The organism is Agromyces litoreus (assembly GCF_040496015.1).
Lineage (GTDB): Bacteria > Actinomycetota > Actinomycetes > Actinomycetales > Microbacteriaceae > Agromyces > Agromyces litoreus.
The window spans coordinates 53,245-77,578 of record NZ_JBEPKA010000014.1; the positions used below are offsets into that span (position 1 = coordinate 53,245).

The following is a 24,334-nucleotide window of genomic DNA, read 5'->3' on the forward strand; positions in this document are numbered from 1 at the left end:
AGGCGGCTCAGAGGTCGGCGTGCAGGTGCCAGACGCGCTCCGCGGCATCCTGCCAGGCGTAGGCGCGGGAACGGTCGTGCCCGGCGACCGCGAGCCGGTAGGCCGCCTCCCGATCCTCGACCACGCGCGTGATCGCCGCCGCGAGGCGATCGGCGAACCCGTCGCCCACGCCGACGGGGACGGTGAGACCGGCACCGGCCGAGATCTCGAGGTAGGCGGGCGTGTCCGAGTGGATCACGGCGGCGCCGAGCGAGAAGGCCTCGATCAGCTCGGTCGCGGAGTCGTCGTCCCTCGCGGGCGCCACGTACGCGGTGCTCCCCGCGATCACGACCGCGAGGTCCTCGGGGTCGAGGTCGTCGTGGCGGTGGATGCGCCGTGCGTCCACGCCGTTCTCCTCGGCCACCTCGGCCAGGTGCTGGTCGCCCCAGCTCTCGGGACCGAGCACCACGACCTCGATCTCGGGGACTCCGCGCCGGCCGAGGGCGGCGAGCACGTCCACCAGGCCCTTGCGTGGCTCGAGCGTGCCCGGGACGACCAGGTACTCGCGGGGCAGGCCCAGGCGCGCCGCGCGCGCCTCGGCGTCCGGCCCGACGACGAGGCCGGTGCGCGGAGCGGTGCCGATCACCCTGACGCGGTCGCCGAAGTCCGCCACCATCGCGAGCCGCTCGGCGAGTGAGTGCGTGGGCACCACGATCGCGTCGGCGTACCGGCGGGCGCGCTTGAGCATGCCCTTCTGCCATGCGACCGACGTCGAGCTCATCGCCTCGGGGTGGGTCCACGCGACCACGTCGTGCAGCGTCACGACCGTCTGGTCGCCGGCGTCGCGGTCGTGCTTGCGCAGCGGCGCGAACAGCCCGGGGGAGTGGATCATGCCACCGCCCGGCGAGGTCGTGAGGTTGAACTGCCACGCTGCGGCGAGCTCGCGTCGCGCGAGCGAGGACTTGTACAGCCCCGCGAGGCCCGGCAGGGCCTCCTCGATGCGGTCGTAGTCGCGGGGGAGCGAGGACGACACGATGCCCTCGACCTCGCAGCCCGGGGGCGTGGCGGCGATGAGCGCGCGCCCCAGGTCGTGCGTGTATCGGCCGAGGGCTCCGGGCACCGGCGCCACGATCTGGTCGACGATCAGGCGCAGCGTCGTCGTCACGTCGCGTTCTCCTTCGGGGTGCATTGGCGGTGGGCTCAGACTAGCGCCGGGGCGCCGCCGGGCGGCCGGGACCATGCACAGGCCCGGTGCCCGCCGCCCGGATCCGTGTGGTCGTGCGGTCAGCCGCGCAGGTACCGGAGCAGGGCGGGCGGGATCGGCCCGCGCACCCGCGCGAGGCCGTGGACGCCGCCGACCACCGTCGCGACGAGGTGCTTCGTGCGCTTGGGCCCGCTCACGATCGCGTCGAACGTCGGGCCGATCTGGCGCTTGATCACCGCGAGCGTCCACCGACGCCGCCGGCGGGCGTTCCGGAACACGAGGTCGATGTTGTTGCGGATGATGTAGTACTGCCGGAACGGCGAGTGGTACTGGTACAGGTGCCCGCCGTCTCGATGGGAGAGGCTCATCCCGAACGGGCGGAACGGCACCATCTCGCCGAGCTCGTGCGCGATGTCGGTGTCCTCGGCGATCGCGATCCGGAACCCGTGGTCGCGGACGCGCAGGCAGTACTCGGTGTCGACGCAGTCGATGACCAGGCGCTCGTCGAAGAGCCCCGCGGTCTCGAGGCACTCGCGCGAGATGACGAAACCGGACTGGATGGCCTCGGGGACCAGGCCGAGTCCCTCGGGCGAGTACCAGGTGGGGATCGAGGGCTGCCCGTTCACGCGATCGGTGCACACGATGCCGACGCGCGTGACCCGGTTGGAGCGGGCGAACGTGTCGAGGCAGGCGCGCACGTACCCGTCGGGGAGGTCGGTGTCCTGGTCGGTGTTCACGACGAAGTCCGCGCGGTCCGCGAGCGCGGCTCGCACGCCTTCGTTCAGGGCTCGTGCGATGCCGGCGTTCCGCTCCAGGCGGAGGATCCGGGTGCCGGGGATCTCCGCCTCGAGGCGCGAGAGCACGCGGTCGGCCGCGGGCCCGGTTCCGTCGTCGACGATGATCAGCTCATCCACCTGCGAGGCGAGCGAACGCATGTTCGCGACGACCTCGTCGTCGGGGTGGAAGGTCGGCACGACCGCGACGACCCTGGGCTCGGCGGTCGGCTCGTGCGGTGCGGTGACCGTCGCCAGGGGTGATCGGGGCGGTCGCGAACGGGGCATTAGGCTAGCTTACGTCCCGCCGTCGGAAGGAAGTCAGCGAGCGTGAGCGAGGTCCCCGGAGTGAGTTGGTCCGAGGGGAGGTCCGATATCGGACTCACCCCCGACGAGCGGGCGATCGAGCAGCACCTCGAGCTGCTCGACCGCGTCATCGGCCTGGAGCAGCAGGTCAGCGAGCTGCAGGCGACGAACCTGCTCAGCCCGTCCGAGACGGTCGCGGTCGAACGCAACCTGGCTGCGATGCGCACGTCGCTGACCTGGCGCGCGGGGCGCGTCGTCACGCTGCCGATCCGCGCCGCCCGGGTGATCAAGCGGCGGATCCTCGGATGAGCGGCGTCGACGACGCAGGCGCCGGGTCGCGCCACGAGGCCTGGATCGACGCCGCGGGCCTCGCACCCGGCGAGGCGCGACGCGCGGTCGACGCCGTCCTCGCGACCGGTGTGCCGGCGAGCCACGTGCGGCTCGTCGTCCAGGCGTCGGCGGAGGTCGCCCTCGACGACGCGCGAGCGGCCGCGTCCGAGACCGGTGCCGCGCTGCTCGACGGCGATCCCGCGTCGCTCGACGGACGACTCGCGGCGACGGATGCCGGCGTGCTCGTCTTCGTCCGGGCCGGCCGAGTCGTGCCCGAGGCGTTCGCGCGCATCGACGGATTCCTCGACCGCTTCCCGCACGTGGACGCCGTCTACGGCGATTCCGTCACCGAGGCCGGCGAGCCGCTGCTCCGTCCGGTCGATTCGCCGATCCGCCTCCTCGGGAACGACTTCCTGGGCCCGGTCGTCGCGGTCAGGACGGAGGTGCTCCGCCGGCTCGGCGGCTTCCGCCCCGACGCCCGGCGCGCCCAGGTGCTCGACGTCGCCCTGCGGCTGCGGCGCGCCGGAGCCCGGCTCGCGTTGGTGCCGGAGGTCCTCGCCACCGAGGACGTGATCCACGACGACTACGCCGGAACCTCCGATGCGCAGCGCCGGGTCGTGGAGCACGACCTCGAGGAGCGCGGGGTCGCGGCCGAGGTGGAGGACGTCGAGCCGTTCCTGCGCCGCGTCCGGTTCGACGTCGCGGAGTCGCCGCTGGTGTCCGTGGTGATCCCGACCCGCGGGAGCAGTGCCGACATCGGCGGCGTCGACCGAGTGCTGGTCGTCGAGGCGGTCCGCGGCGTCATCGAGGGTTCGACCTACCGCAACGTCGAGGTCGTCGTCGTGGCCGACCGGGAGACCCCGGCCCCGGTCATCGAGGAGCTCGAGCGCATCTGCGGCGATCGGCTCCGTCTCGTGCTCTGGGACGCGCCCTTCAACTTCAGCGGCAAGATGAATCGCGGCGCCGCGGCGGCACGCGGCGAGTACCTCCTCCTGCTGAACGACGACGTCGAGATCGTCACTCCCGACTGGATCGAGGCCCTGCTCGGTCCGGCGCAGCAGCCGGAGGTGGGCATCGTCGGAGCGCAGCTGTACTTCGAGGACAGCACGCTCCAGCACTCCGGGCAGGTCTACACCGGCGGCGTCGCCGGGCATGCCGCCTTCGGCTGGGAGGGCGGACGGGACGACTCGATCAGGTCCCTCAGCGTCGACCACGAGGTCTCCGGCGTGACCGCCGCGTGCGCGCTGATGCGGCGCGACCTCTTCCTCGAGGTCGGCGGGTTCAGCCTCGCGTTCCCCGGGAACTACAACGACGTGGACCTGAACATGAAGGTGCGCGCGACCGGGCGCTCAGCGGTGTTCACGCCGTGGGCGAGGCTCTACCACTTCGAGTCCAAGACGCGCGATCCGAAGATCCTGGACACGGACATCTCCACGCTGCAGGCGCGATGGGCGCGACGGATGCAGGTCGAGCTCTACTCGCGGATGCTCTGACCCGTCCGCGCCACGCGGGCCCGGTGGGCGACGGCCGGTGCGGGCGCGCCCGGCACCGCGCCCGGGTCAGGGGACGAGCGCGCCCGCGGCGACCGCTGCGGCCAGGGCCTCGCGCCACTGCCGCATCTCGGGGATGCCGGCGGTCCGCCATGCATCGTGGCCGAGCACGGAGTACGACGGCCGCGGCGCGGGGCGCACGAACGACGAGCTGTCGGTCGGGGTGATGCGCTCGGGGTCGAGCCCCGCCTCCTCCAGCACGGCGCGCGCGAACTCGAACCAGGTGGCCTGGCCGGCGTTCGTCCCGTGGTAGATCCCGGCGGGTGCCGCCGAGTCGACGAGGCGCACGATCTGCGTCGCGAGGTCGGCGGTCCACGTGGGCTGGCCGAGCTGGTCGTCGACGACCGACCACGTGTCCTTCGACTTCGCCAGGTTCAGCATCGTCTGCGCGAAGTTCGGGCCGTGGGCGCCGTACAGCCACGCGGTCCGCACCACGTAGGTGCCGTCGGGGTGCGCCGCGATCGCGAGTTCCTCGCCCGCCGCCTTGGTCCGGCCGTAGGCGTTCAGCGGATCACGCGGACGGTCCTCGGCGTAGGGGCTCGAGGCCGCACCGTCGAACACGTAGTCGGTGGAGACGGTGACCAGGCGTGCGCCGTGCGCCGCGCAGGCGCGCGCGAGCAGCTCGACGCCGGTGGCGTTCACCGAGTAGGCGAGCGACTCGTTCGTCTCGGCGTCGTCGACCCTCGTGTACGCCGCGCAGTTCAGCACGACGTCGTGCCCGGCGACGGCGGACTCGACCGCCACGGCATCCGTGACGTCGAGGTCGGCGCGGGCGAGCGCGGTGACGTCCCGCCCCGCGAGGGCGGCCCGGAGGTCGCGACCGAGCATGCCGTTCGCACCGGTCAGGAGCACGCGCACGACTACTGCCCCTGCGCCTTGTACTTCGCCTCGGTCTCGTCCTTCTGCGGAGCCCACCAGGCCTCGTGGTCGCGGTACCAGGCGATGGTGTCGGCCAGGCCCGACTCGAAGTCCGAGAACTGCGGTTCCCAGCCCAGCTCGGTGCGCAGGCGCGTCGAGTCGATCGCGTAGCGGAGGTCGTGGCCCGGACGGTCGATCACGTGGTCGTACGCGTCGGCCGGCTGTCCGAGCAGCGTGAGGATGAGCTCGACCACGTCCTTGTTGTTCCGCTCGCCGTCGGCGCCGATCAGGTAGGTCTCGCCGAGCTCGCCCTTCTCCAGGATGGTGAGGACGGCGGAGGAGTGGTCGTTCGCGTGGATCCAGTCGCGGACGTTCTCGCCCGCGCCGTACAGCTTCGGGCGCTCGCCGCGCAGCACGTTGGTGATCTGACGGGGGATGAACTTCTCGACGTGCTGGTACGGGCCGTAGTTGTTCGAGCAGTTCGAGATCGTCGCCTTGACCCCGAAGGAGCGCACCCAGGCGCGCACGAGCAGGTCGCTGCCCGCCTTCGTGGAGGAGTAGGGGCTCGACGGGTTGTACGGGGTCTGCTCGGTGAACTTCGCCGGGTCGTCGAGCTCGAGGTCGCCGTAGACCTCGTCGGTCGAGATGTGGTGGAAGCGGATGTCGTGCGTGCGAGCCGCCTCGAGAAGCGTGTAGGTGCCGATGATGTTCGTGTCGAGGAAGGGCCGCGGGTTCGCCAGCGAGTTGTCGTTGTGGCTCTCGGCGGCGTAGTGCACCACCGCGTCGTGCTCGGCGAAGAGCTCGTCGACGAGCGCGGCGTCCTGGATGTCGCCCTCGACGAACCGGAACCGGTCCTCGGGCAGGCCGTCGAGGGAGGCGCGGTTGCCGGCGTAGGTGAGCTTGTCGAGCACGGTCACCGAGTGGTCGGTGTTCGCGAGCACGTAGTGGACGAAGTTCGAGCCGATGAAGCCGGCACCGCCGGTCACGAGGAGTCTTGACACCCCGACATCCTACCGAGGTGCCGTCGAACGGGTGGATCTGCGTGTGGAGCCGACGCGGGCCGCGGCGCGCCGCCGGGGTAGCATCGCCCGGTGGCATCCCTGGCTGACCCTACCCGCGCCGTCGACGCTCCCGCGACCCGTGCCGGTTCGAGCACCGCGTTCCGTGCCGACATCCAGGCGCTCCGCGCGCTCGCGGTCGCGGCCGTCGTGCTCTTCCACCTCTGGCCGAGCCGCCTGTCCGGCGGATACGTCGGCGTGGACGTGTTCTTCGTCATCAGCGGCTACCTGATCACCTCCCACCTGCTGCGCGAGGCGACGGACCGGGGCCGTATCGCGCTCGGCGCCTTCTGGGCGCGTCGCGCCCGGCGCCTGCTCCCCGCCTCCCTGCTCGTGCTGCTGGTCACCGCGCTCGCGGTCGTCGCCGTGGTGCCGGAGAGCCGCTGGGCGCAGTTCCTCCGCGAGGTCGTCGCAGCGACGTTCTACGTCGAGAACTGGTCGCTGTCCTTCGACGCCGTCGACTACCTCGCGGCCGAGAACGCGCCCTCGCCGGTGCAGCACTTCTGGTCGCTCTCGGTCGAGGAGCAGTTCTACATCGCGGTACCGCTGCTGCTCGTCGCCGCGCTCGCGATCGCCCGGCGGCGGGGCCTCGACATCCGACGGGCGCTCCTGCTCGCGCTGGCCGGCGTCGCCGTGCTGTCCTTCGCCGTCTCGATCTGGCTGACCTCGGTGTCCCAGCCCCTGGGCTACTTCTCGACCGCGACGCGGGCGTGGGAGTTCGCGCTCGGCGGCGTGATCGCCTTCCTCCCCGCGCTCGGGCGCGGGTGGACCGCGAACGCCATCGCCGGCGCCGGACTCGTCATGATCGTGTCGACCGCCTGGTTCTTCGACGAGACGACGCCGTTCCCCGGATGGCTCGCCGCCGTCCCGGCCGTCGGCACCGCTGCCGTGATCGCCGCCGCCTCGGGAGCGCTCGGCCGGGTGGGCACGTGGGCCCCGGTGGGCTGGATCGGGTCGACCTCGTACGCGATCTACCTCTGGCACTGGCCGCTCATCGTCCTCGTCCCATACGCGACCGGACGCCCGCTCGACACCGTCGCCAAGCTGGCCGTGCTCGGTGCGACGCTCGTGCTCGCCACCGCCTCGACGCGGTTCGTCGAGGATCCCGTCCGCAAGCCGAATCGGGTCCTCGGTCCGACGAACGCGTCGCGCCGGGTCGCGATCGCCTCGGTGACCGGGATGGCGCTCATCGCGTCGACCTGCCTGCTGACGATGCACGACCTCTCGACGCGGCAGGCCGCGCGCGCCGACGTGCTCGCGCGCATCGTCGAGGAACCGCCGGCGTGCTTCGGTGCGGGGGCGGTGGCCTCCGCCGGATGCACCGACGCCGACCTCGACGGCGTGCTCGCTCCCCACCCGGCCATCGCGGGCGACGACGGGCCCGCCCGTCCCGACTGCTGGGGGCGGGACGGCCGTGGCGACGCCAAGGTGTGCGTGATCGGACCCGAGGACGGATACGACGCGCGGTTCTTCGCGATGGGGGATTCGCACAACTACGCGCTCGTCCCCGCGTACGAGCGGTTGGCCGAGGAGCGCAACTGGCGCATCGACTTCGCGGGAATCGGCGGCTGCTACTGGACGACGAGACCGCAGGAGCAGCCGTCCGACGCCGCGGAGGCGGGCTGCCTGCAGTGGAGGTCGAGCGCGCTCGAGCGCATGCACGGGATCGACGGGCTCGACGCCGTGCTCGTCACGCACTCCGGCGCCCACGGGCACCCGATCCCCGAGCCGGGCGAGTCGGTGGAGCGTGCGACCGTCGAGGGCCAGGTCGAGGCGTGGCGCGACCAGGGCCCGCCCGGCGTCCCGATCATCGCCATCGTGGACAACCCGGCCATGGAGCAGGACACCGCAGCCTGCGTCGCCCGCGAGGGAGCGGATGCCGGGACCGAGTGCGCCGTTCCGAGGGATCGGGCGTTCCGATGGTTCGACGGACAACGGGAGGCCGCGGAGCGCGTGCCGGGCGTGCGGGTCGTCGACCTGAGCGACCTCTACTGCGCCGCTGCCGCGTGCAGCCCGGTGATCGGGCACGCCGTGGTGTACCGCGATGCGACCCACGTCACGGCGACCTGGGCCCGGACCCTGGCGCCCGTCCTCGCGGACCGGATCGAGGACGCGCTGTCGCGCTGAGCGCCGACCTCGCGGCGTTGGTAGGATCTTCCGGTGCAGATCCGCGAACTGAAGATCCCCGACAGCTACGAGATCACCCCGAAGCAGTTCGGCGACGACCGCGGCGTCTTCCTGGAGTGGTACCGCTTCGACCGCCTCGAGGAGGCGATCGGGCACCCGCTCTCGCTCGCGCAGGCGAACACGTCGGTCTCGAAGCGCGGCGTGGTCCGCGGCATCCACTTCGCCGACATCCCGCCGAGCCAGGCGAAGTACGTCACCGCCACGCGTGGTGCGGTCCTCGACTTCGTCGTCGACATCCGGGTGGGCTCGCCCACGTTCGGCCAGTGGGACTCGGTGCTGCTCGACGAGCAGGAGCGCCGGGCGATCTACATCGCCGAGGGGCTCGGGCACTGCTTCGTCGCACTGAGCGACGACGCGACCGTGAGCTACCTGGTGTCGGCGCCGTTCAACGCCCCGCGCGAGCACGGCGTGAACCCGCTCGATCCCGAGATCGGCCTGGACTTCACGCTGGGCGCGGACGACCTGCTGCTCTCGCCGAAGGACACCGACGCGCCGAGCCTCGCCGAGGCCGCGGCATCCGGACTGCTGCCCACCTGGGAGGCCGCCCGGGCCTTCTACGACTCGCTGAACTCCGAGGGGAACTGACCCATGCGCGGCATCATCCTCGCCGGTGGATCCGGCACCCGGCTCTGGCCGATCACCAAGGGCATCTCGAAGCAGCTGATGCCGATCTACGACAAGCCGATGATCTACTACCCGCTGTCGACGCTCATGCTCGCCGGGATCGACGAGATCCTGATCATCACCACGCCCGAGTACAACGACCAGTTCCGGGCGCTGCTCGGCGACGGCTCGCAGCTCGGGATCCGCCTCGAGTACGCGGTGCAGCCCTCGCCGGACGGCCTCGCGCAGGCGTTCATCATCGGCGAGGAGTTCATCGGCGACGAGTCGGTGGCCCTCGTGCTGGGCGACAACATCTTCCACGGCACCGGCCTCGGAACGTCGCTGCAGAAGAACACCGACATCGACGGCGCCGTCATCTTCGCCTACCAGGTGAGCGACCCCACGGCGTATGGCGTGGTCGAGTTCGACGAGGACCTCCGCGCGCTCTCGATCGAGGAGAAGCCCGCGAAGCCGAAGAGCAGCTATGCGGTGCCGGGCCTGTACTTCTACGACAACGACGTGATCGAGATCGCGAAGACCATCGAGCCGAGCGCGCGCGGCGAGCTCGAGATCTCGACGGTGAACGAGCGCTACCTCGAGGCCGGCAAGCTGCAGGTCGAGGTGCTCGACCGCGGCACGGCGTGGCTCGACACCGGGACCTTCGAGTCGATGATGCAGGCCTCCGAGTACGTGCGCGTGATCGAGGACCGCCAGGGGTTCAAGATCGGCTGCATCGAGGAGGTCGCGTGGCGTGCGGGCTGGATCGACGACGACCGGCTGGGCGAGCTCGCCGCACCGCTCGTGAAGAGCGGGTACGGCCAGTACCTCGTGCACCTGCTCGGCCGCGACGACTGACGCCGCCGCACGAGTCGACCCCATGACCACCGAAACCGCATGGCCCGTGCGCCCGGGCCCCATCAGGACGGGTGCGATCCGCGCCGCCTCGGCGACGCGGACCGCCATCGCCTCCGAGTGGTTCTTCCGCGCCCTGGTCGCGATCTTCGTCGCCAACGCACTCATCGTCGCGTTCGCCGCGCGTCACTTCCTCCTGTACGACGAGTTCTTCCACTTCCGCATCGCGGAGCTGTACACCGGCCAGTGGTCGCCGCTCATCGCGGACGGGAGCAGCGTCACCGGTCTCGGTGACGTCGAGCGATCGTCGTCGTACCTGTTCCACTACCTCATGAGCTTCCCGCTCCGGCTCGGCCAGGCGATCGGCCTGGACCTGCACGGCCAGGTCGTGCTGCTGCGCGTGATCTGCGTCGTCATGGCGGCGGGCGCCCTGCCGTTCTTCCGGCGCGCGCTGACGATGATCGGCGTCCGACCGGTCCTCGCGCACTCCGCCCTCGCCCTCTTCGTGCTGCCGCCGGTCGTCGTGTTCGTCGCCGCGACCGTGAACTACGACAATCTCGTCCTGCTGCTCGGGTCGATGTTCATCGTCGCCGCGATCCGGGCCTACACCGCCGCCGAGCCGAACGTGCGGGCTCTCGCCGCCCTCGTCGTCGTGGGATGCGCGGCCTCGCTCGCCAAGGTCTCCTTCCTCCCGGTCTTCGCGGCCGCCGTCCTGCTCATCCTCATCCGGGAGATCCACCTCGGACGGGTCGAGGGCGTTCGCGCGCGCTGGTCCGCCAGTGTGCTGCCGGCGCTGCGCAGCCCGTGGACGTGGATCGTCGGCTCGCTCCTGGTCGTGCTCGTCGTGCTCTTCGTCGAGCGGATGTTCGGCAACATCCTCTTCTACGGCACGCCGGACCCGGACTGCGCGCGGGTGCAGACCGAGGAGCTCTGCCGAACCTACGGCGTCTGGCGGCGGAACGAGGCGCTCGCCGCGGCGGCGCCGGACGCGGCTCCGTCGCTGGGCGGGGTGCTGGTGTACCTGTCGGGGACCTGGCTGCCCCAGTCGGTGCTCACCGCACTCGTCGTCGGCGGCGAGACCGCCCAGGGAGTGCGCACGTCGTCGGGCACCCTCCTCGCCCAGTCCCTGCTCCCGTCGATCGTCGCGATCGCCACCTTCCTCGGCCTCCTGATGATCACGAAGGTCGCGCGCAACGCCGGCGCCCGCATCGTGCTCGTCATGGCGGCCGCCTACATCGGGCTGCTCTTCGCGACCAACTACCGGCTCGCGCTCGAGTACGGCGTCGCGCTGGCCATCCAGTCCCGGTACCTCCTCCTGTTCCTTCCGTTCGTGATCGGTGCGGCGGTCGTGGCGCTCGGTCGCGCACTCGACGCGATGCAGCGATCCCCGTGGGCGTGGAAGCTGATGTTCGTGCTGCTCGCCGTGGCCGGCGCGCTGCAGGGTGCGGGCGCGATCGGGTACCTCATCGGCTCCGACCAGACCTGGATCGCCGACACCTTCTTCACGCCCGTGGTCGCGCCCCTGCGTGCACTCGTGGCGGCGTTCGTCATCGGGGCCTGAACCGGCTCCGTCGACCGGAAGCGGCGGGTCACCGTGCGCGGGACGTGCCGATCGTCGCCGGCTCGGCTCGGCGCGGCGTGGCGCGCAGGCCCGGAGCGATCGGCAGTGTCGCCGCGAGCGCACCCCCCGCTGCAACGAGCGCGACGATCGCGCCGGGAAGCAGCAGTGCCAGCGGCTCACGGGGGAGCCCGGCGGCTCCCATCGAGAGGATCGCCCCGACCGGGTCGGCGCCTACGGCGTCGGGGCCGAGCTCGAGGGCGGCCATCGACACGACGCTCATGACCATCATGACCACCGCGGCGGCCGGCGCGGCGATGGCTCGCGTCGGGCGGAGCACCGTGACGCCGAAGGCCATCAGCACCGCGAACGACAGCGTCGCCGGAAGGAAGTACCGCACGTTGTACTGCCCGTACCCCGTCGAGTGGCTCAACTGGAGGGCGTACTGGCCGACGAGGTGCGCCGCGAGGATCGCGATCGTCCATCCGGTCACGTGATCGAGCCGCCGGCCACGACGTGCGAGGAGGACCACGACGACGACGATGGTTGTCGTCGCGCCGGCGATGAAGAGGATCGCCGAGCCGGCCGGCGCGGCCTCGGAGACCGTCCTGGCCCACTTGCCGAACAGCCCCTCGGGGACGATCCCGTAGAACCGCGGGTCGGCGAGGTTCTCGAACAGCCCCCGGTACTCGCGGTCGCCGACCTGGGCCACCGGCGTGGAGCGGTACCACGAGCCACTGAGGGCCACGTTGCGCGCGTAAAACCAACCGAACGCGGCGGCGGCCGCCACCACGGGAACGGCGGAGAGTCCGGTCGCGCGGAGCACCCGCACTGCGGGTCGGCCGCGACCACGGAGCATGGCGCCCACGAAGACGGCGACGACCGCGAGCGCGAGTACGAGCACGAACGTCGCCTTCGTCCCCATGCCGACGACGCACAGCGCCGACAGCGCGACCATCAGGCGTGGTCGGGGTCCCGCCTGCAGGATCCGGATCGCGAGGACCACTGTCGTGATGGACACGGCGGTGAGCAGCATGTCGTTGTACACCTCGGCCGAGAACCGAAGGTAGGCGTAGCTGAAGGCGCCGGCCATCGGCACGGCGATCGCGAGGGGAGCGCGCCACCGGCGCCCGACGACCCACCCGCCCCACGCCATGGCGATCAGGCCGGCGAGTCCGAGGGCCACGTTCAGGCCGCGGATCGCCGCGACGGCGGCGACCAGGCGCCCGTCATCGAGCAGCGGACCGACCAGCGCTGCGGCGAGCCAGTAGTAGAGCGGTGGATGCGCCGAGGCGTACTGCCGGCCCTCCTCGATGCGCGTATCGCCGATGTTCCATCGAGCCGGTTCCAGCGCGTGGCCGGTGGGCTCGGGCAGGTTCCCGAGGTGGACCTGGTAGACGTAGTCGAGGTGCTCGTACGCATCCGCCGTCCCGCGCCACGGCAGCGTGCCGGCGGCGAAGGCAGCGGCGAGGAGGAAGCCGAGCGCGACCAGTGCGACGCCGACTATCGCGATCCGGCGCCCCGCCGGGGCGGGCGCGTACGCCGCGTCGGCGCCGGGCTTCCGCCCACCGGCCGACGCGACCTCGACGCCCATCGTGTCAGACGGTGGCGTGCTGCGGCGTGCCGTCCGAGACGGGGATCGGCGACGGGGCGAACTGCGGCGCCTCTCCGACGAGCGGTCGCGCCGGTTCCCCGTACCGCAGCGCTTTCGCGTGCTCGAGGTTCTCCTCGAGCAGGACGCGGTTCGTCCTCAGCAGGTCGGACAGCACGCCGAGCGCGAAGGCGAGGAGGGCTCCGACCAGGAGCGCGACGCCGACCAGCAGGGACTGGATGTGCTGGCCCGCGTCCTCGCGGAACGCCGTGATGAGCACGAGGTAGCGCACGAACGGGATCATCGCGCCCACGAACATGACCGCGGCGATCCACGCGAAGAAGACGAAGGGCTTGAACATCAGGTAGCTGCGCAGGATCGCCTGCGCCGACTTCACGACGTGCTGGCCCATCGACGAGAACAGCCGCGACTCGCGCGTCTTCGGGTTCGTGTCGACCTCGACGCTGGCGATCTTCAGGCGCTTGTTGCCGGCCTGGATGATCGTCTCCATGCAGTAGCTGAACTGCGTCACGATGTTCAGCCGCAGGAGCGATGCCTTCGAGTACGCGCGGAAGCCGCTCGCCGCATCGGGCAGCTCGGTCCCGGCCGCCTGGTTGACGACCCAGCTCCCCAGCGCCTGCAGGCGCTTCTTGAACCACGAGAAGTGCGCGATGCTGTGGGTCTGGCGGTCGCCGATCACGATGTCGGCCTCACCCGCGATGATCGGGGCGACCAGGTCGGGGATGCGGTCCTGCGGGTACTGGTTGTCCCCGTCGGTGTTGACGATGATGTCGGCACCGTGCATGAGCGCGTAGTCGACGCCGTCGCGGAACGAACGGGCCAGTCCCATGTTGCGGTTGTGGTGCACGAAGTGCTTCACGCCGTACGACTTCGCAACCTCGACGGTGCGGTCGGAGGATCCGTCGTCGATGATGAGGATCTCGATCTCGTCGACACCCGGGATCTCCTTGGGCATGCTCTCGAGGACGAGGGGCAGCGTCTCCTCCTCGTTCAGGCACGGCACCTGGATGAAGACCTTCATTTCTCTCCTTCGCGCCTCATGCGAGGCTGTGTGCATTCTAGGTCGTGGGGCCTCAGGCGGCCGATCGCACGACGTCGGCGATCAGGTCGGCCTGGTGCAGCGAGCGCGCGCGGACCTCGGGCAGGTGCTCGTCAAGCTTGGCCTGGACGGCCGCGCGCGAGGCGTCCAGTTCGGCGAAGCGGGCACGGAGGTAGCCCTGCTCAAGCTTGTCGTGGCCGAACGCCCAGTCCTCGAGCTCGAACATCTCCAGGACCTCGCGGTACTTGTGGCTCCAGCCGATCACGAGGGTCGGCACGGCCATCGCGAGCGAGGAGACCATGGCGTGGAAGCGGCTGGCGACGAAGAGGTCGCACTCGCCGATCAGGTACCGGAGCTGCTGCGAGGTCAGTTCGCGGTCGAGGAACAGCACGTCGCGCGTGTCGTCCAGGCGGGCGTGGATCTCGCGGCAGAGCGGGAGGTCGTTGTTGTGCGTCTTCTCGGTACCCGTGCGGACGCTGTGCGGGACGAGGAGGACGCGCTTCCCGGACGCGGTGAGGTGGGCGATGAAGTCGGCCATCTCGCCGACGTAGTCGAGGCCGCGGGACTCGGCCTTCTTCTGCAGCACCACGCTCGGCGACACGCCGACGACGTCGGCGCCGTCGAAGAAGCCGAGGTCGAAGTGCTTCTCGACCGCCGCTCGCTCCGTGCCGTCGAGCGGGAGCGAGAACGCGTAGTCGGCGCCGGCGACGAGGTTGTCGAGGCCGAGGCCCTCCGCGTACTCGTGCGTGATGCGCCCACGGGTCACGATCGTGCGCATGCGGGGGAGGAAGGTCTTCGAGGCCACGCGGTTGATCGGATTCCGGAACGGTCCGACCGCTTGGGCGCACTTGAAGACCGGGGTCTTGACGTTCAGGGCCGGCAGGATCGACGCCACGTTGTAGAGCAGGAACTTCTCGCGGCCGTCGGTGAACGTGATACCGCCCTGGTCGAGCAGGACCTGCGAGCGGGTCAGCGCCCCGATGGCGCGCGAACGCGAGCGGATGGTCGATCGCAGCGGCGGGAGGAGGCGGTACGCCAGCGCCAGCAGGTTGATCGTGACGCCCAGCTGGCGGGGCGCGGCGGGGACGATGTCGACGTTCGGGTAGGGGTTCTGCGCGCGGTCCTCGTCGGGGTACATGCTGAGCAGCGTGAACGACACGTCGTCCAGGCGCTCGCCGAGGGTGTGGACGGCGCTCTCGAGCATCGCGGCGGCGCCCTTGTTGCCGGACAGCGCCGAGCCGATGATGGTGATGTGGGGGGTCACGGACGGATCTCCTTGGGGATCGTGCGGCGGACCGCCGCGTAGTAGAGGGCGATGAGTGCGTCGGCCAGCGTACTCAGGAGCCGCGCGAGCAGGGCGATCACGATCGCCTCGGTCGTCGGGATGTACTGGCCGAGGATCAGGACGATGACCGCCTCGCGCACGCCGATGCCGCTGGGGACGAAGACCGCGAGGATGCCGATGGCGCCGGCGAGCACGTACGCGGCGGCGAACGGCAGCCACTCCGCCGGGGTGATCTCGGCCACGCTCGCCGCGATGAGGACGAACCCGATGCCGTTCAGCACGCGCGGTCCGATGAACTCGAACGCGGAGACGAGGGCGCGGGGCGTGGAGAGGAAGTAGCGCTCCGGCACCTCCTGCTTGAGCGCGCGACGCGCGGCGAAGTTGACCGCGCGATGGAACAGCGGCTTCCACGCGACCAGCGCCAGCGGCACCAGGATGAGCACGGGCAGCAGCAGGAGGGTGAAGTTGCGTCCGAAGATCTCCGGTCCGAGGCTCACGAGGAGGATGATCGCGCTCGGTGCGATGGAGGCGAGCTGGAGGAAGACGTTCTCGTACACGAAGGAGATGACGATCAGCATCCGGCTGATCGACTTCCTCCCGCCCCAGAGCACCTTGTTGACGACCGAGCCGACCTGCCCCGGGACGTACTTCAGCAGCCAGGACGCGGCCTGCACGGCCGTCGCCTCGCGCGCGCTCACGCGCGCCGTCGGTTCGAGCCACCGCAGGATGCGGGCCCACAGCAGGCCGGTGAACGGCACGGCGAGGGCGAAGAGCGCCGTCGCGGCGACCCAGAGCCAACTGAACTCCAGGCCCTGCTCGACGACCTCGGTCCAGTTGGCGGCGAGGGTCGTCGCGAAGAAGTACCCGACCACGCCGACGACGACCGTCGTCAGCGTCCACCTGAGGATCGTGCGCCGCCGTCGGCGACGCGCTGCGCTCGCGTCGCTCACGGCAGCGCGTTGAAGCGCCGGAACGTCTCGAGCTGCTTCTTCTGCGAGAACGGGACGAGTCCCTCCGGGTGCGCGTGGCCGATCGCGATCAGCATCACGACGCGGTCGGTCAGCTCGAGGCCGAGCGTCTTCTGCATCTTCCGCTCGAGGGGCTCGAAGTCGGGCCAGTTGATGACGCTCGAGCTCAGGCCGAGCGTCTCGAGCGCGAACATGAACGACATCGCGGCCAGGGACGAGTCGACGTAGACGGCGTGCCGGTCGCGCGGGCTGAAGTAGCTGTCGAGCTTGCCCACCACGACGGCGATCGCCGGGATGTTGTGCGCGTAGCCGGCCGCGCCGAACGGGATGTCGGCGACGGTCCGGACCTGCTCCGGGTCGTCGAAGACGAGGAACTCGTAGGGGAGGCGGTTGCAGGCCGTCGGTGCCTGACGCCCGACGACGAGCGCCTTGTCGATCAGCTCGCGGTCGACCGGCCGCTGGTCGAACCAGCGGACGCTGCGGCGCTGCATCGCCAGGTCGTGCAGCTGGTCGTAGCTGACCTCCGAGATCGAGCGCTTGGGGTAGGGCACCTTGTTCGTGAACCCGCCGTCGTAGCGCACCGACTCGAAGCGGGCGCGTGCCGCGTCGACGGTCGCATCGGCGCCGACCGCGACCCGGAAGTACTCAGTCAGGACGTCGTGGGCCCACTCCATCTCGGGCGCCTCGATGCGCGAGCGGTCGGTGCCGTAGTCGCGGGCGGCGACCTCGTAGAACTCGATCGTCTCGGTGATGTAGTCGCGGGCGAACACGTCGCGGCGGGGCCGCATGATCAGGCCCTTCTCCAGACGGTGCACGTTGCGGCGGAGTTCGACGTGGGTCACCCGCGGCTGGTTCTTGTTGCGGTAGTAGTTCCGCCGGCCGCGGAGCACGGCGGACTGCTCGCGGTTGAACGTGATGAAGCTCACGAAGTAGAAGAAGTGGGTGAGGATCCTGCTCGATCCGAACGTCTCGAGGACCAGGCGGTTCACGAACTCGTAGACGCGCCGGATCCAGGTGATGGCGAGCAGGTTCTTCGCGATCTGCTTGAGCTTCTTGAGCACGTCGTCTCCAGGGAGGCCGTTCGGCGGGGATGGGGGAAGGGCGAGAACGCCCCCGAAATCCTACGCGATCCCACCCGGGGCATTCCCTGAACGTCCTCAGCTGGCGCTGCGCCGGGTGGCCCACCACGCGCGGATGCCGAGTCCGGTGCGCAGCGCGAGCCGGAGCGGAGCGTGGTACCAGCGGTCGTACTGCCGGGAGAGGAAGCGATAGGCGCTCCGATGGTGCGCGCGCAGCATCTTCGCGGGAGCGGTCGAGGTCGACTTCGCACCGACGTGCGTGACCGTCGCGGTCGGCACGTACTCGTTCGACCAGCCCGCCTGACCGAGCCGGCGGCCGAGGTCGACGTCCTCGAAGTACATGAAGTACCCGTGGTCGAAGCCGCCGACCCCGCGATACGCGCTCATCCTCACCAGCAGGCACGCCCCGCTGAGCCAGTCCGTCGGACGCTGCCGGTCGGCGTCGTCGAACTCTCCCCGGTACGTGCGGCTCCACGGGTTGCCCGGGACGACGCGGCCGAAGAGCGCGTGCCCGACCCCGGTCCCGACGCGCGGGAACCGGCGCGCCGACGGATAGACCTCGCCCGCGGGGGTGAGGATGCGGGGGCCGAAGGAACCGCCCCCCGGCGTCGTCGTCGCCGCGTCGAGCAGCGTGGTGATCGCGCGCTTGCCGAACACGACATCCGGGTTGACGATGAGCAGGAAGTCGGCGTCCGTCCGCGCGGCGTCGATCCCGGCGTCGATCCCTCCGCCGTACCCGAGGTTGCGGTCGAGGCCCACGAAGTCGACTCCCCGCGACCGGACGGCCTCCGCCGTCGCGTCGGCGTCCGCCGAGGCGTTGTCGACGACGATCGTCCGGATCCGCAGCCCGGGTGACGCGTCCGGGATGGAGTCGAGGAACGGCCCGATCGCGTCCGACGAGCGATAGGCCACCGTGACGACGAGGACGTCCGGCCCGGTCGCATCCGTCGGTTCAGCCGGCATCGCGCTCGATCAGCTCGGGCCGGGAGTAGACGACGCCGGTGGTGTGCGGGTCGTGCGGCACGGTGAACGACGTGGCCTGCGCCGCGTCGAAGAGGTGCACGCCGGCCACCGTCATCAGCGATGCGTGGATGAAGAACTGCCCGCCGCCGAGGCGGAGGTCGCGGAGGACGAACGTCACCGTCCGACGCTCCTCCAGGATCCCGAGGTCGGCGCCGAGCTTCGCGGTCGTCGTGCCGTAGATCGCGGGCCCGAGGGGCGTGGCGATCTGGATCGCGCACATCCAGTCGGAGAGGCCGGTCGGATGTTCGAGGGTCACGCTGATCTCGAGGTCGTCCCCCGGCTGGACGGGCTCGCCGACCTCGCGACCCACCGCCCGCGCGACGGTCTCGAGGATGGTGCCCTGTTCGCCCGGGCGGTGCCCGGCGCGCTCCTCCTCGGCCACGCGGCGCTCCTCGAGGAGGTCGCGGAAGCGATCGACCGCCTCGACCGGCTCGCCGTCGTACACGACCTCGCCGCGGTGGAGGAGCACCGCGCGGTCGCAGAGGTCGGTGACCTGGTTGAGGTTGTGCGTGACCAGGATGATCGTGCGACCCTCCTGCTGGAACTCGCGGATGCGGTCGAGGCACTTCCGCTGGAATGCCTCGTCGCCCACGGCCAGCACCTCGTCGACGAGCAGCAGGTCGGGATCGGTGTGCACGGCGACTGCGAAGGCCAGCCGGACGTACATGCCGGAGGAGTAGAACTTCACCTGGGTGTCGATGAAGTCGCCGATGCCGGAGAACGCGAGGATCTCGTCGAACCGGGCCTCGGTCTCGGCCTGGCTGAGCCCCAGGATCGCCGCGTTCAGGAACACGTTCTCCCGGCCGGTCAGGTCGGGGTGGAAGCCGGCGCCGAGTTCGAGCAGCGCCGCGATCCGGCCGCGGCGCTCCACCGAGCCCTCGGTCGGGTCGATGATGCCGCCGAGCACCTTCAGCAGCGTGCTCTTGCCCGAGCCGTTGTGACCGATCAGGCCGATCGTCGATCCCGCCTGGAGGTGCATGGAGACGTCGCGCAGCGCCCAGAACTCCTCGCGGTGCCGGCGACCGGCGCGTCCGAGGGTGACGAGGCGCTCCTTCAGCGAATTGTCCTTGCGGATGACGAAGCGCTTGCTGACGTGCTCCGCGGCGACGATCTCGGGCCGGTCGGGGCTCATGGACGGGCTCCTCGGGGGGATGTGGGACACGGCGCGGGCATCAGAGGGCCTGGGCGAAGTTGCCCTGGAGTCGGGCGAACACGCGCTGGAAGATCGCGAGGAGGACGATGCCCACCGCGACGGCGATCCAGAGACGGGCCATCAGGTCGGCCGGGTACGCCGCCGTCTCCGCACCGGCCACCCAGAAGGCGCGCTGGAAGCCGAGCACTGCCAGGGTGATCGGGTTGTTCGTGTAGACGTCGAGCGCGAGCCCCGGGCCGAGCGCGTCGCGCGCCATGCCCCAGGAGTACACGACGGGGGACGCCCACAGCAGGATCATCATCACGACCTCGACCAGGTACTGCAGGTCGCGGAGGTACACGTTCGTCGCCGACAGCAGGATGCCGAAGGCCGTGCCGAAGACCACCAGCGCGAGGACGGCCGGGATGAAGTACACCAGGTCGGCCGTCAGCGGCGGGCTTCCGAGGAGGATCGTCGCGGCGATCAGGATCACGAGCTGGAGCGAGAAGTTGAACAGCGCGGAGCCGACGCTCGCCAGCGGGAAGATCTCGCGCGGGAGGTAGATCTTCTTGATCAGACCCGAGTTCCCCACGATCGAGGAGGTGCCGCCGTTGACGATCTCGGCGAAGAGGCCGTACGCCGTGAGGCCCGTGAACACGTAGATCGCGAACTCGGGGATGCCGCGCTCGGCGCCGAGGAAGCGGCCGATCACGATGTAGTAGATCAGCAGCTGCGTGAGCGGCCGCACGAGCGCCCACACGACGCCCAGGGCGCTGTCCTTGTAACGGGCCTTGAGGTCGCGGCGGACGAGCAGGCCGAGCATCTCCCGATGCTCGAAGATGGTTCGGAACGATCGGAGGGTCCCTGCGACGCCGGCGCCGCGGCCGACGGGGACCATCGGCTCGGTCGCGAGGCGCGCGAAGCGTTCGTCGGCTGTCATCTGGGTGGTTCTTCCTCCATCGCGGGCCATACGAGTATAGGTGGCCCACGCGTGTCGATCCGCGCGCCGCGAAGCACCGTCACTACCATCGGCGGGGTGCGGCACCGACTTCGGGGGAGGCGCGGCGTTCCGGGGGAGGCGACCGGTCGCCCGCTGGGCGGTGCGGCACTCTGCGCCGCCGCGATCGTCGTGCTCGCGGGATGCGCCCCCGCGACGGGATCGCCCGCGTCGCCGTCGCCGACGCCGGCCGAGACGACTGCTGCGCCATCGCCCACGGCGACGCCGGACGCCGAGGCGGTCCCCCTGATCACCTCGGCCGAGTGGAACGAGCCCAGCCTCGAGGTCCTCGTGTCGGGCCTCGTGCCGGGGACGGTCGATGAGACCGAGCCGTGCGTCCTCGTGGGGACCTCGCAGGGCGCGGAGGTCGAGCGCACCCGGAGCGGGCAGGCCGGCCCGTCGAGCCTCGACTGCGGGCGCTTCGAGCTCAGCTCGGACGAACTCGGGCCGGGAACGTGGACCTTCACGCTCTCGTATGCCGGTGCGAGCTCCGAGCCGGTCGACGTGGAGGTGCCCTGATGTTCCGCAGACGGTCCGTCCTCGCCCTGGTCGTCGCCATCGCCGTGGCCCTGGGCGCAGGCCTGGCGCCGGTTCCGCGCGCCGAGGCCGCGGACCCCAAGGACTTCGATCCCGGTCGGATCATCAGCGACCAGGTCTTCTACGACGAATCGACGATGTCGACCGCCCAGATCCAGTCCTTCCTCCAGTCCAAGGTCCCGACGTGCACCGCGACGACGGGGCCGACGTGCCTGAAGTCGTATCGGACCTCCATCTCGTCGAGGCCGGCCGAGACCGGTCGGTGCGCCGCCGTCACCGGGCGATCAGACGCCACGGCCGCGCAGGTCATCCGCATCGTCGCAACGGCCTGCGGCATCAACCCTCGCGTCATCATCGTCCTGCTCGAGAAGGAGCAGTCGCTCGTGACGGCGACGGCGCCGACGTCTCGGCAGTACCGCAGCGCCACGGGGTACGGCTGCCCCGACACCGCGGACTGCGATGCGGCGTACTACGGCTTCTCCAACCAGGTCTACATGGCCGCCCTGCAGTTCAAGCGGTACGCGGCGAGTCCGACCGGGCGGGCGTACGAGGCCGGCCGGTGGAACTCGATCCTCTACCACCCCGACACCGCCTGCGGCACGAAGTCGGTGTACATCCGGAACCAGGCCACCGCCGGGCTGTACCTCTACACCCCGTACACCCCGAATTCCGCCGCACTCGCGAACCTGTACGGCGTCGGGGACTCGTGCTCGTCGTACGGCAACCGCAACTTCTGGAGGCTCTTCAGCGACTGGTTCGGCAGCCCGACGGGAAGCGACTCGCCCTCCGGGGAGGTCACGCGCGTGGCCGGCGGCTTCAAGCGGGCGGTGATCGAGGGATGGGCCGTCGATCCCGACGCCGTCGACCCGATCCGCGTGCACGTGTACGCCGACGGCAGCGGTGCGGCGAGCGTCGCCGCCGACCAGGCGGAGCCGGACGGGAACCGGTCGCGCGGATTCAGCGCGACGATCGCGCTCGAGCCGGGGACGCACGAACTGTGCGCGTACGGGATCAACGTCGGCGCGGGGCGGAACGTGCTCCTCGGCTGCAAGCGGGTCCTCGTGCGCAGCGGCTCGCCGTGGGGCTACATCGACCAGATCGACACCGCGCCGGGCCAGGTGACGTTCCGCGGCTGGGCCATCGACCCGGACACGCCCGACCCCATCCGGGTGCACGTGTACGTGGACGGCCGGGGCCGGGCCTCCCTCGCCGCCGACGTGGAGAAGGCCGGACTCGACCGCGTCTACCCCGGTTTCGGCGACGGGCACGGCTGGTCGGGGACCGTCGAGGGCCTGGGCGGAGGCGAGCACGACGTGTGCTTCTACGCCATCAACGTCCTCGCCGGGGCGACGAAGCGCATCGGCTGCCGAACGGTCGAGATGCCGTCCGGGTCGCCGTTCGGCGAGATCGAGTCGGGCGAGGCGGTCCGCATCGGCGTGGTCACCGTGTCGGGCTGGGCCATCGATCCCGACACGGTCGACCCGATCCGCGTGCACCTGTACGTGGACGGTTCGGGGGCGGCATCGCTGCTCGCCGACGAGGACCGCCCCGACGTCGGCGAAGAGCACCCCGGGTACGGATCGGCGCACGGCTTCACGCGGGAGCTCTCCGGGCTTCCGCCGGGGGTGCACGAGGTGTGCGCCTACGGCATCGACGTCGGGGTCGGCGCGAACCGCCGGCTCGGCTGCATCGACGTGTCGATGCCGTCGGGGTCGCCGCTGGGCGTGATCGACGAGGTGTCGGCCTCATCCGACGGCGTGCTCGTGCGCGGGTGGGCGTTCGATCCCGACACGGTCGACCCGATCCGGGTGCACGTCTACGTCGACGGGCGGGGGAAGGCGTCGATCGAGGCCTCCCTCGAGAAGACCGGCCTGAGCGGCGTCTACCCCGGAATGGGCGACCTGCACGGGTACCGCACGACGCTCACGGACCTGTCGAGCGGAGCGCATTCCGTGTGCGTCTACGCGATCGACAAGGTCGACCCCGGGGAGAACCGCAGGCTCGGCTGCAGGAACGTGGTCGTGCCCTAGCGGCGGCCGGTCGGCAGCAGCCGGCGGACCCGGCGCCAGGCGCGGTACGGCAGGGACTGCTCGATCTGCCGGAGTCGAGAGTTCGCCGCATCAAGCGCCCGCTGCGTTCCCTCGAGCTCGCCGGCGAGTCGATTCCGCTCGGCGCCGACCTCGTGGGCGTCGGCCCGGAAGTGGTCGAGCGCCAGGTCGGCCGCGCGGTGGTCCTCGCGCAGGTCGGTCGTCCACGCCAGCAGCCGCTCGTACGCGTCGTCCGCGGGCGCCCTGCGTCGCAGCGCCTCGAGGCGCTCGGACGCGACCTCGGCGCGCGCGGCGTACCCGTGGCGCTCCGTCACGACCGCTCGGAGCGACTCGCGGAGCTGCTCGCGACCCTCGGGGTCGTCGAGCAGCCCGTCGGCGATGGCCAGCAGTGACTCGGGCGAGTCGTAGGCGGGCACCGCGCCGAGCCCGAGCTCGTCGAGTCCCTCCCGCGTGTTGACGATCGGGATCGCGCCGCAGGCGATGGCCTCGAAGAGGCGGCTGTTGTGGGTGCCGAACTCCTTCGCCGCGGGGATCAGGTCGTCGACGACCAGCTCGGCCTCGGCGTACACCCGCGGCAGCTCGAAGAACGCGACGCGCGAGCGAGCGTGGACGCCCTCGGGCAGCTCGGCCAGGCCGGCGTTCGCCCCGTACCAGGTGAGGGAGCGACGGGCGGCGAGCGGGGCGATCGCGGACTGCAGTTCGCGTGCGACGCCCCAGAAGTTCGCGGTGGTGATGACCTCGTGCGGGCGCGAGGTCGCACGCTCGGCGCGGAACAGGTCGGCGTCGACCCCGATCGGCAGGACGGCGACCGGTCCGCGGAAGCGGTCGGCGAGATGGGCGCGGGACGCCTCGGACGAGCACCAGATCTCGTCGTACTCCTCGAGGAACGGCAGGTCGGCCCAGGTCCGGCTCCAGTTCCGGATCCACGCGACTCGCCGCACCTCCTGCGGAACGTGGCCGGGGATGAAGGATTCGAGCATCGCGACGATCGCATCGACGCCGTCGGGCACGGCCTCGGTCCACCGGTCGACGCCGCGGAAGTCGACGCCCCAGCCGAGGCGCGCGAGGTGCTTGGCGAGGCCGGCCGCGACGTAGACGTCGCCCTTGCCCTCGTCGAGGTCGGTGGTGGAGACGTAGAACAGGATGCGGCCGCGCTCGCCCTCGGCGGCGCCGCCGGAGACCAGCCGCTCGTACTCGGCTCGGATGTCGGGTTCGGGGTGCGGGGGAGTCATGAGGTGGGGTCCAGTCGAGGTCCGGTCGGGGGACCGCACGCGACGTCGCGTGCGGGGCCGGTGGGTCGGGCGTTCCTCCGATCCTATTGGGCCGCGCCCGGATGATGCGCGGGCACCGACCCGC

21 protein-coding genes are annotated in these 24,334 nt (G+C 71.0%); 8 read left to right on the forward strand and 13 right to left on the reverse strand.

The features are described from left to right. Window positions 1–7: 7 nt before the first annotated feature. Together ABME01_RS11655 and ABME01_RS11660 are read right to left on the reverse strand one after the other, a co-directional pair. Complete coding sequence (locus ABME01_RS11655; protein ID WP_353828580.1) at window positions 8–1,144, reverse strand: glycosyltransferase; 1,137 nt, start codon at window positions 1,142–1,144, stop codon at window positions 8–10. Between the two features lie 119 nt (window positions 1,145–1,263). Next, window positions 1,264–2,244, reverse strand: a complete 981-nt coding sequence (locus ABME01_RS11660; protein ID WP_353828581.1) for a glycosyltransferase — start codon at window positions 2,242–2,244, stop codon at window positions 1,264–1,266. 42 nt (window positions 2,245–2,286) lie between these two features. On the opposite strand from ABME01_RS11660, the gene ABME01_RS11665 reads away from it, so the two are divergent. Beyond that, on the forward strand, window positions 2,287–2,571 hold the full coding sequence (locus tag ABME01_RS11665) for a hypothetical protein (protein WP_353828582.1): 285 nt from the start codon (window positions 2,287–2,289) through the stop codon (window positions 2,569–2,571). Beyond that, complete coding sequence (locus tag ABME01_RS11670; RefSeq protein WP_353828583.1) at window positions 2,568–4,085, forward strand: glycosyltransferase family 2 protein; 1,518 nt, start codon at window positions 2,568–2,570, stop codon at window positions 4,083–4,085. Before ABME01_RS11665 ends, ABME01_RS11670 begins: the two co-directional genes overlap by 4 nt. 66 nt (window positions 4,086–4,151) lie before the next feature. Here the strand turns inward: ABME01_RS11670 and rfbD are convergent, their stop codons facing one another. Further along, window positions 4,152–5,000: a dTDP-4-dehydrorhamnose reductase gene (gene rfbD, locus ABME01_RS11675; RefSeq protein WP_353828584.1), complete on the reverse strand. Its 849-nt coding sequence runs from the start codon at window positions 4,998–5,000 to the stop codon at window positions 4,152–4,154. A 2-nt stretch (window positions 5,001–5,002) separates the two neighbouring features. Further along, window positions 5,003–6,001, reverse strand: coding sequence for a dTDP-glucose 4,6-dehydratase (gene rfbB, locus ABME01_RS11680; protein ID WP_353828585.1), 999 nt, complete (start codon window positions 5,999–6,001; stop codon window positions 5,003–5,005). Window positions 6,002–6,091: 90 nt separating this feature from the next. Between rfbB and ABME01_RS11685 the strand changes: the two genes are divergently transcribed. The 4 genes from ABME01_RS11685 to ABME01_RS11700 are packed head-to-tail and all read left to right on the forward strand — an operon-like array spanning window position 6,092 to window position 11,261. Then, window positions 6,092–8,185 (forward strand): acyltransferase family protein, encoded by a 2,094-nt coding sequence (locus ABME01_RS11685; protein WP_353828586.1) that lies wholly within the window; start codon window positions 6,092–6,094, stop codon window positions 8,183–8,185. A 33-nt stretch (window positions 8,186–8,218) separates the two neighbouring features. Further along, window positions 8,219–8,830, forward strand: a complete 612-nt coding sequence (locus ABME01_RS11690; RefSeq protein ID WP_353828587.1) for a dTDP-4-dehydrorhamnose 3,5-epimerase family protein — start codon at window positions 8,219–8,221, stop codon at window positions 8,828–8,830. Window positions 8,831–8,833: 3 nt separating this feature from the next. Next, complete coding sequence (gene rfbA, locus ABME01_RS11695; RefSeq protein ID WP_353828588.1) at window positions 8,834–9,703, forward strand: glucose-1-phosphate thymidylyltransferase RfbA; 870 nt, start codon at window positions 8,834–8,836, stop codon at window positions 9,701–9,703. Window positions 9,704–9,725: 22 nt separating this feature from the next. Continuing rightward, window positions 9,726–11,261: a hypothetical protein gene (locus ABME01_RS11700; RefSeq protein ID WP_353828589.1), complete on the forward strand. Its 1,536-nt coding sequence runs from the start codon at window positions 9,726–9,728 to the stop codon at window positions 11,259–11,261. A 28-nt stretch (window positions 11,262–11,289) separates the two neighbouring features. On the opposite strand, the gene ABME01_RS11705 is transcribed toward ABME01_RS11700, so the two are convergent. The 8 genes from ABME01_RS11705 to ABME01_RS11740 all read right to left on the reverse strand — a co-directional run bounded on the left by ABME01_RS11705 (window position 11,290) and on the right by ABME01_RS11740 (window position 20,336). Next, window positions 11,290–12,852, reverse strand: coding sequence for a hypothetical protein (locus ABME01_RS11705; protein WP_353828590.1), 1,563 nt, complete (start codon window positions 12,850–12,852; stop codon window positions 11,290–11,292). Window positions 12,853–12,856: 4 nt separating this feature from the next. Continuing rightward, entirely contained in the window at window positions 12,857–13,891 is a 1,035-nt protein-coding gene (locus ABME01_RS11710; protein ID WP_353828591.1) for a glycosyltransferase family 2 protein, read from the reverse strand. A 52-nt stretch (window positions 13,892–13,943) separates the two neighbouring features. Beyond that, window positions 13,944–15,173 (reverse strand): polysaccharide pyruvyl transferase family protein, encoded by a 1,230-nt coding sequence (locus ABME01_RS11715; RefSeq protein ID WP_353828592.1) that lies wholly within the window; start codon window positions 15,171–15,173, stop codon window positions 13,944–13,946. After that, a complete protein-coding gene (locus ABME01_RS11720) occupies window positions 15,170–16,144 on the reverse strand; it encodes a lysylphosphatidylglycerol synthase domain-containing protein (RefSeq protein ID WP_353828593.1) in 975 nt (324 codons plus the stop codon). The genes ABME01_RS11715 and ABME01_RS11720 overlap by 4 nt, the downstream gene beginning before the upstream one ends. After that, window positions 16,141–17,223 carry a nitroreductase family protein gene (locus tag ABME01_RS11725; protein ID WP_353828594.1) on the reverse strand — a complete coding sequence of 361 codons (1,083 nt, stop codon included), beginning with the start codon at window positions 17,221–17,223 and terminating at the stop codon, window positions 16,141–16,143. The genes ABME01_RS11720 and ABME01_RS11725 overlap by 4 nt, the downstream gene beginning before the upstream one ends. Before the next feature lie 96 nt (window positions 17,224–17,319). Continuing rightward, complete coding sequence (locus ABME01_RS11730; RefSeq protein WP_353828595.1) at window positions 17,320–18,204, reverse strand: glycosyltransferase; 885 nt, start codon at window positions 18,202–18,204, stop codon at window positions 17,320–17,322. Beyond that, the gene (locus ABME01_RS11735; RefSeq protein ID WP_353828596.1) at window positions 18,194–19,396 is read right to left on the reverse strand and encodes an ABC transporter ATP-binding protein; all 1,203 of its coding nucleotides are present in this window, start codon (window positions 19,394–19,396) and stop codon (window positions 18,194–18,196) included. The genes ABME01_RS11730 and ABME01_RS11735 overlap by 11 nt, the downstream gene beginning before the upstream one ends. Before the next feature lie 40 nt (window positions 19,397–19,436). Then, window positions 19,437–20,336, reverse strand: coding sequence for an ABC transporter permease (locus ABME01_RS11740; protein WP_353828597.1), 900 nt, complete (start codon window positions 20,334–20,336; stop codon window positions 19,437–19,439). A gap of 96 nt (window positions 20,337–20,432) precedes the next feature. On the opposite strand from ABME01_RS11740, the gene ABME01_RS11745 reads away from it, so the two are divergent. Both ABME01_RS11745 and ABME01_RS11750 read left to right on the forward strand, forming a co-directional pair. Continuing rightward, window positions 20,433–20,912, forward strand: coding sequence for a hypothetical protein (locus ABME01_RS11745; protein WP_353828598.1), 480 nt, complete (start codon window positions 20,433–20,435; stop codon window positions 20,910–20,912). Then, window positions 20,912–22,960, forward strand: a complete 2,049-nt coding sequence (locus ABME01_RS11750; RefSeq protein WP_353828599.1) for a LasA N-terminal domain-containing protein — start codon at window positions 20,912–20,914, stop codon at window positions 22,958–22,960. Before ABME01_RS11745 ends, ABME01_RS11750 begins: the two co-directional genes overlap by 1 nt. On the opposite strand, the gene ABME01_RS11755 is transcribed toward ABME01_RS11750, so the two are convergent. Then, the gene (locus ABME01_RS11755) at window positions 22,957–24,210 is read right to left on the reverse strand and encodes a glycosyltransferase family protein (RefSeq protein WP_353828600.1); all 1,254 of its coding nucleotides are present in this window, start codon (window positions 24,208–24,210) and stop codon (window positions 22,957–22,959) included. The two genes, ABME01_RS11750 and ABME01_RS11755, sit on opposite strands and share 4 nt — an antisense overlap. Window positions 24,211–24,334: the final 124 nt, after the last annotated feature.

Coding starts and splice junctions, on each gene's coding strand:
- ABME01_RS11740 (WP_353828597.1), bottom strand. CDS start 20,336: ATGACAGCCGACGAACGCTTCGCGCGCCTCGCGACCGAGCCGATGGTC.
- ABME01_RS11670 (WP_353828583.1), top strand. CDS start 2,568: ATGAGCGGCGTCGACGACGCAGGCGCCGGGTCGCGCCACGAGGCCTGG.
- ABME01_RS11660 (WP_353828581.1), bottom strand. CDS start 2,244: ATGCCCCGTTCGCGACCGCCCCGATCACCCCTGGCGACGGTCACCGCA.
- ABME01_RS11705 (WP_353828590.1), bottom strand. CDS start 12,852: ATGGGCGTCGAGGTCGCGTCGGCCGGTGGGCGGAAGCCCGGCGCCGAC.
- ABME01_RS11730 (WP_353828595.1), bottom strand. CDS start 18,204: ATGCCGGCTGAACCGACGGATGCGACCGGGCCGGACGTCCTCGTCGTC.
- rfbA (WP_353828588.1), top strand. CDS start 8,834: ATGCGCGGCATCATCCTCGCCGGTGGATCCGGCACCCGGCTCTGGCCG.
- ABME01_RS11735 (WP_353828596.1), bottom strand. CDS start 19,396: ATGAGCCCCGACCGGCCCGAGATCGTCGCCGCGGAGCACGTCAGCAAG.
- ABME01_RS11755 (WP_353828600.1), bottom strand. CDS start 24,210: ATGACTCCCCCGCACCCCGAACCCGACATCCGAGCCGAGTACGAGCGG.
- ABME01_RS11700 (WP_353828589.1), top strand. CDS start 9,726: ATGACCACCGAAACCGCATGGCCCGTGCGCCCGGGCCCCATCAGGACG.
- ABME01_RS11750 (WP_353828599.1), top strand. CDS start 20,912: ATGTTCCGCAGACGGTCCGTCCTCGCCCTGGTCGTCGCCATCGCCGTG.
- ABME01_RS11710 (WP_353828591.1), bottom strand. CDS start 13,891: ATGAAGGTCTTCATCCAGGTGCCGTGCCTGAACGAGGAGGAGACGCTG.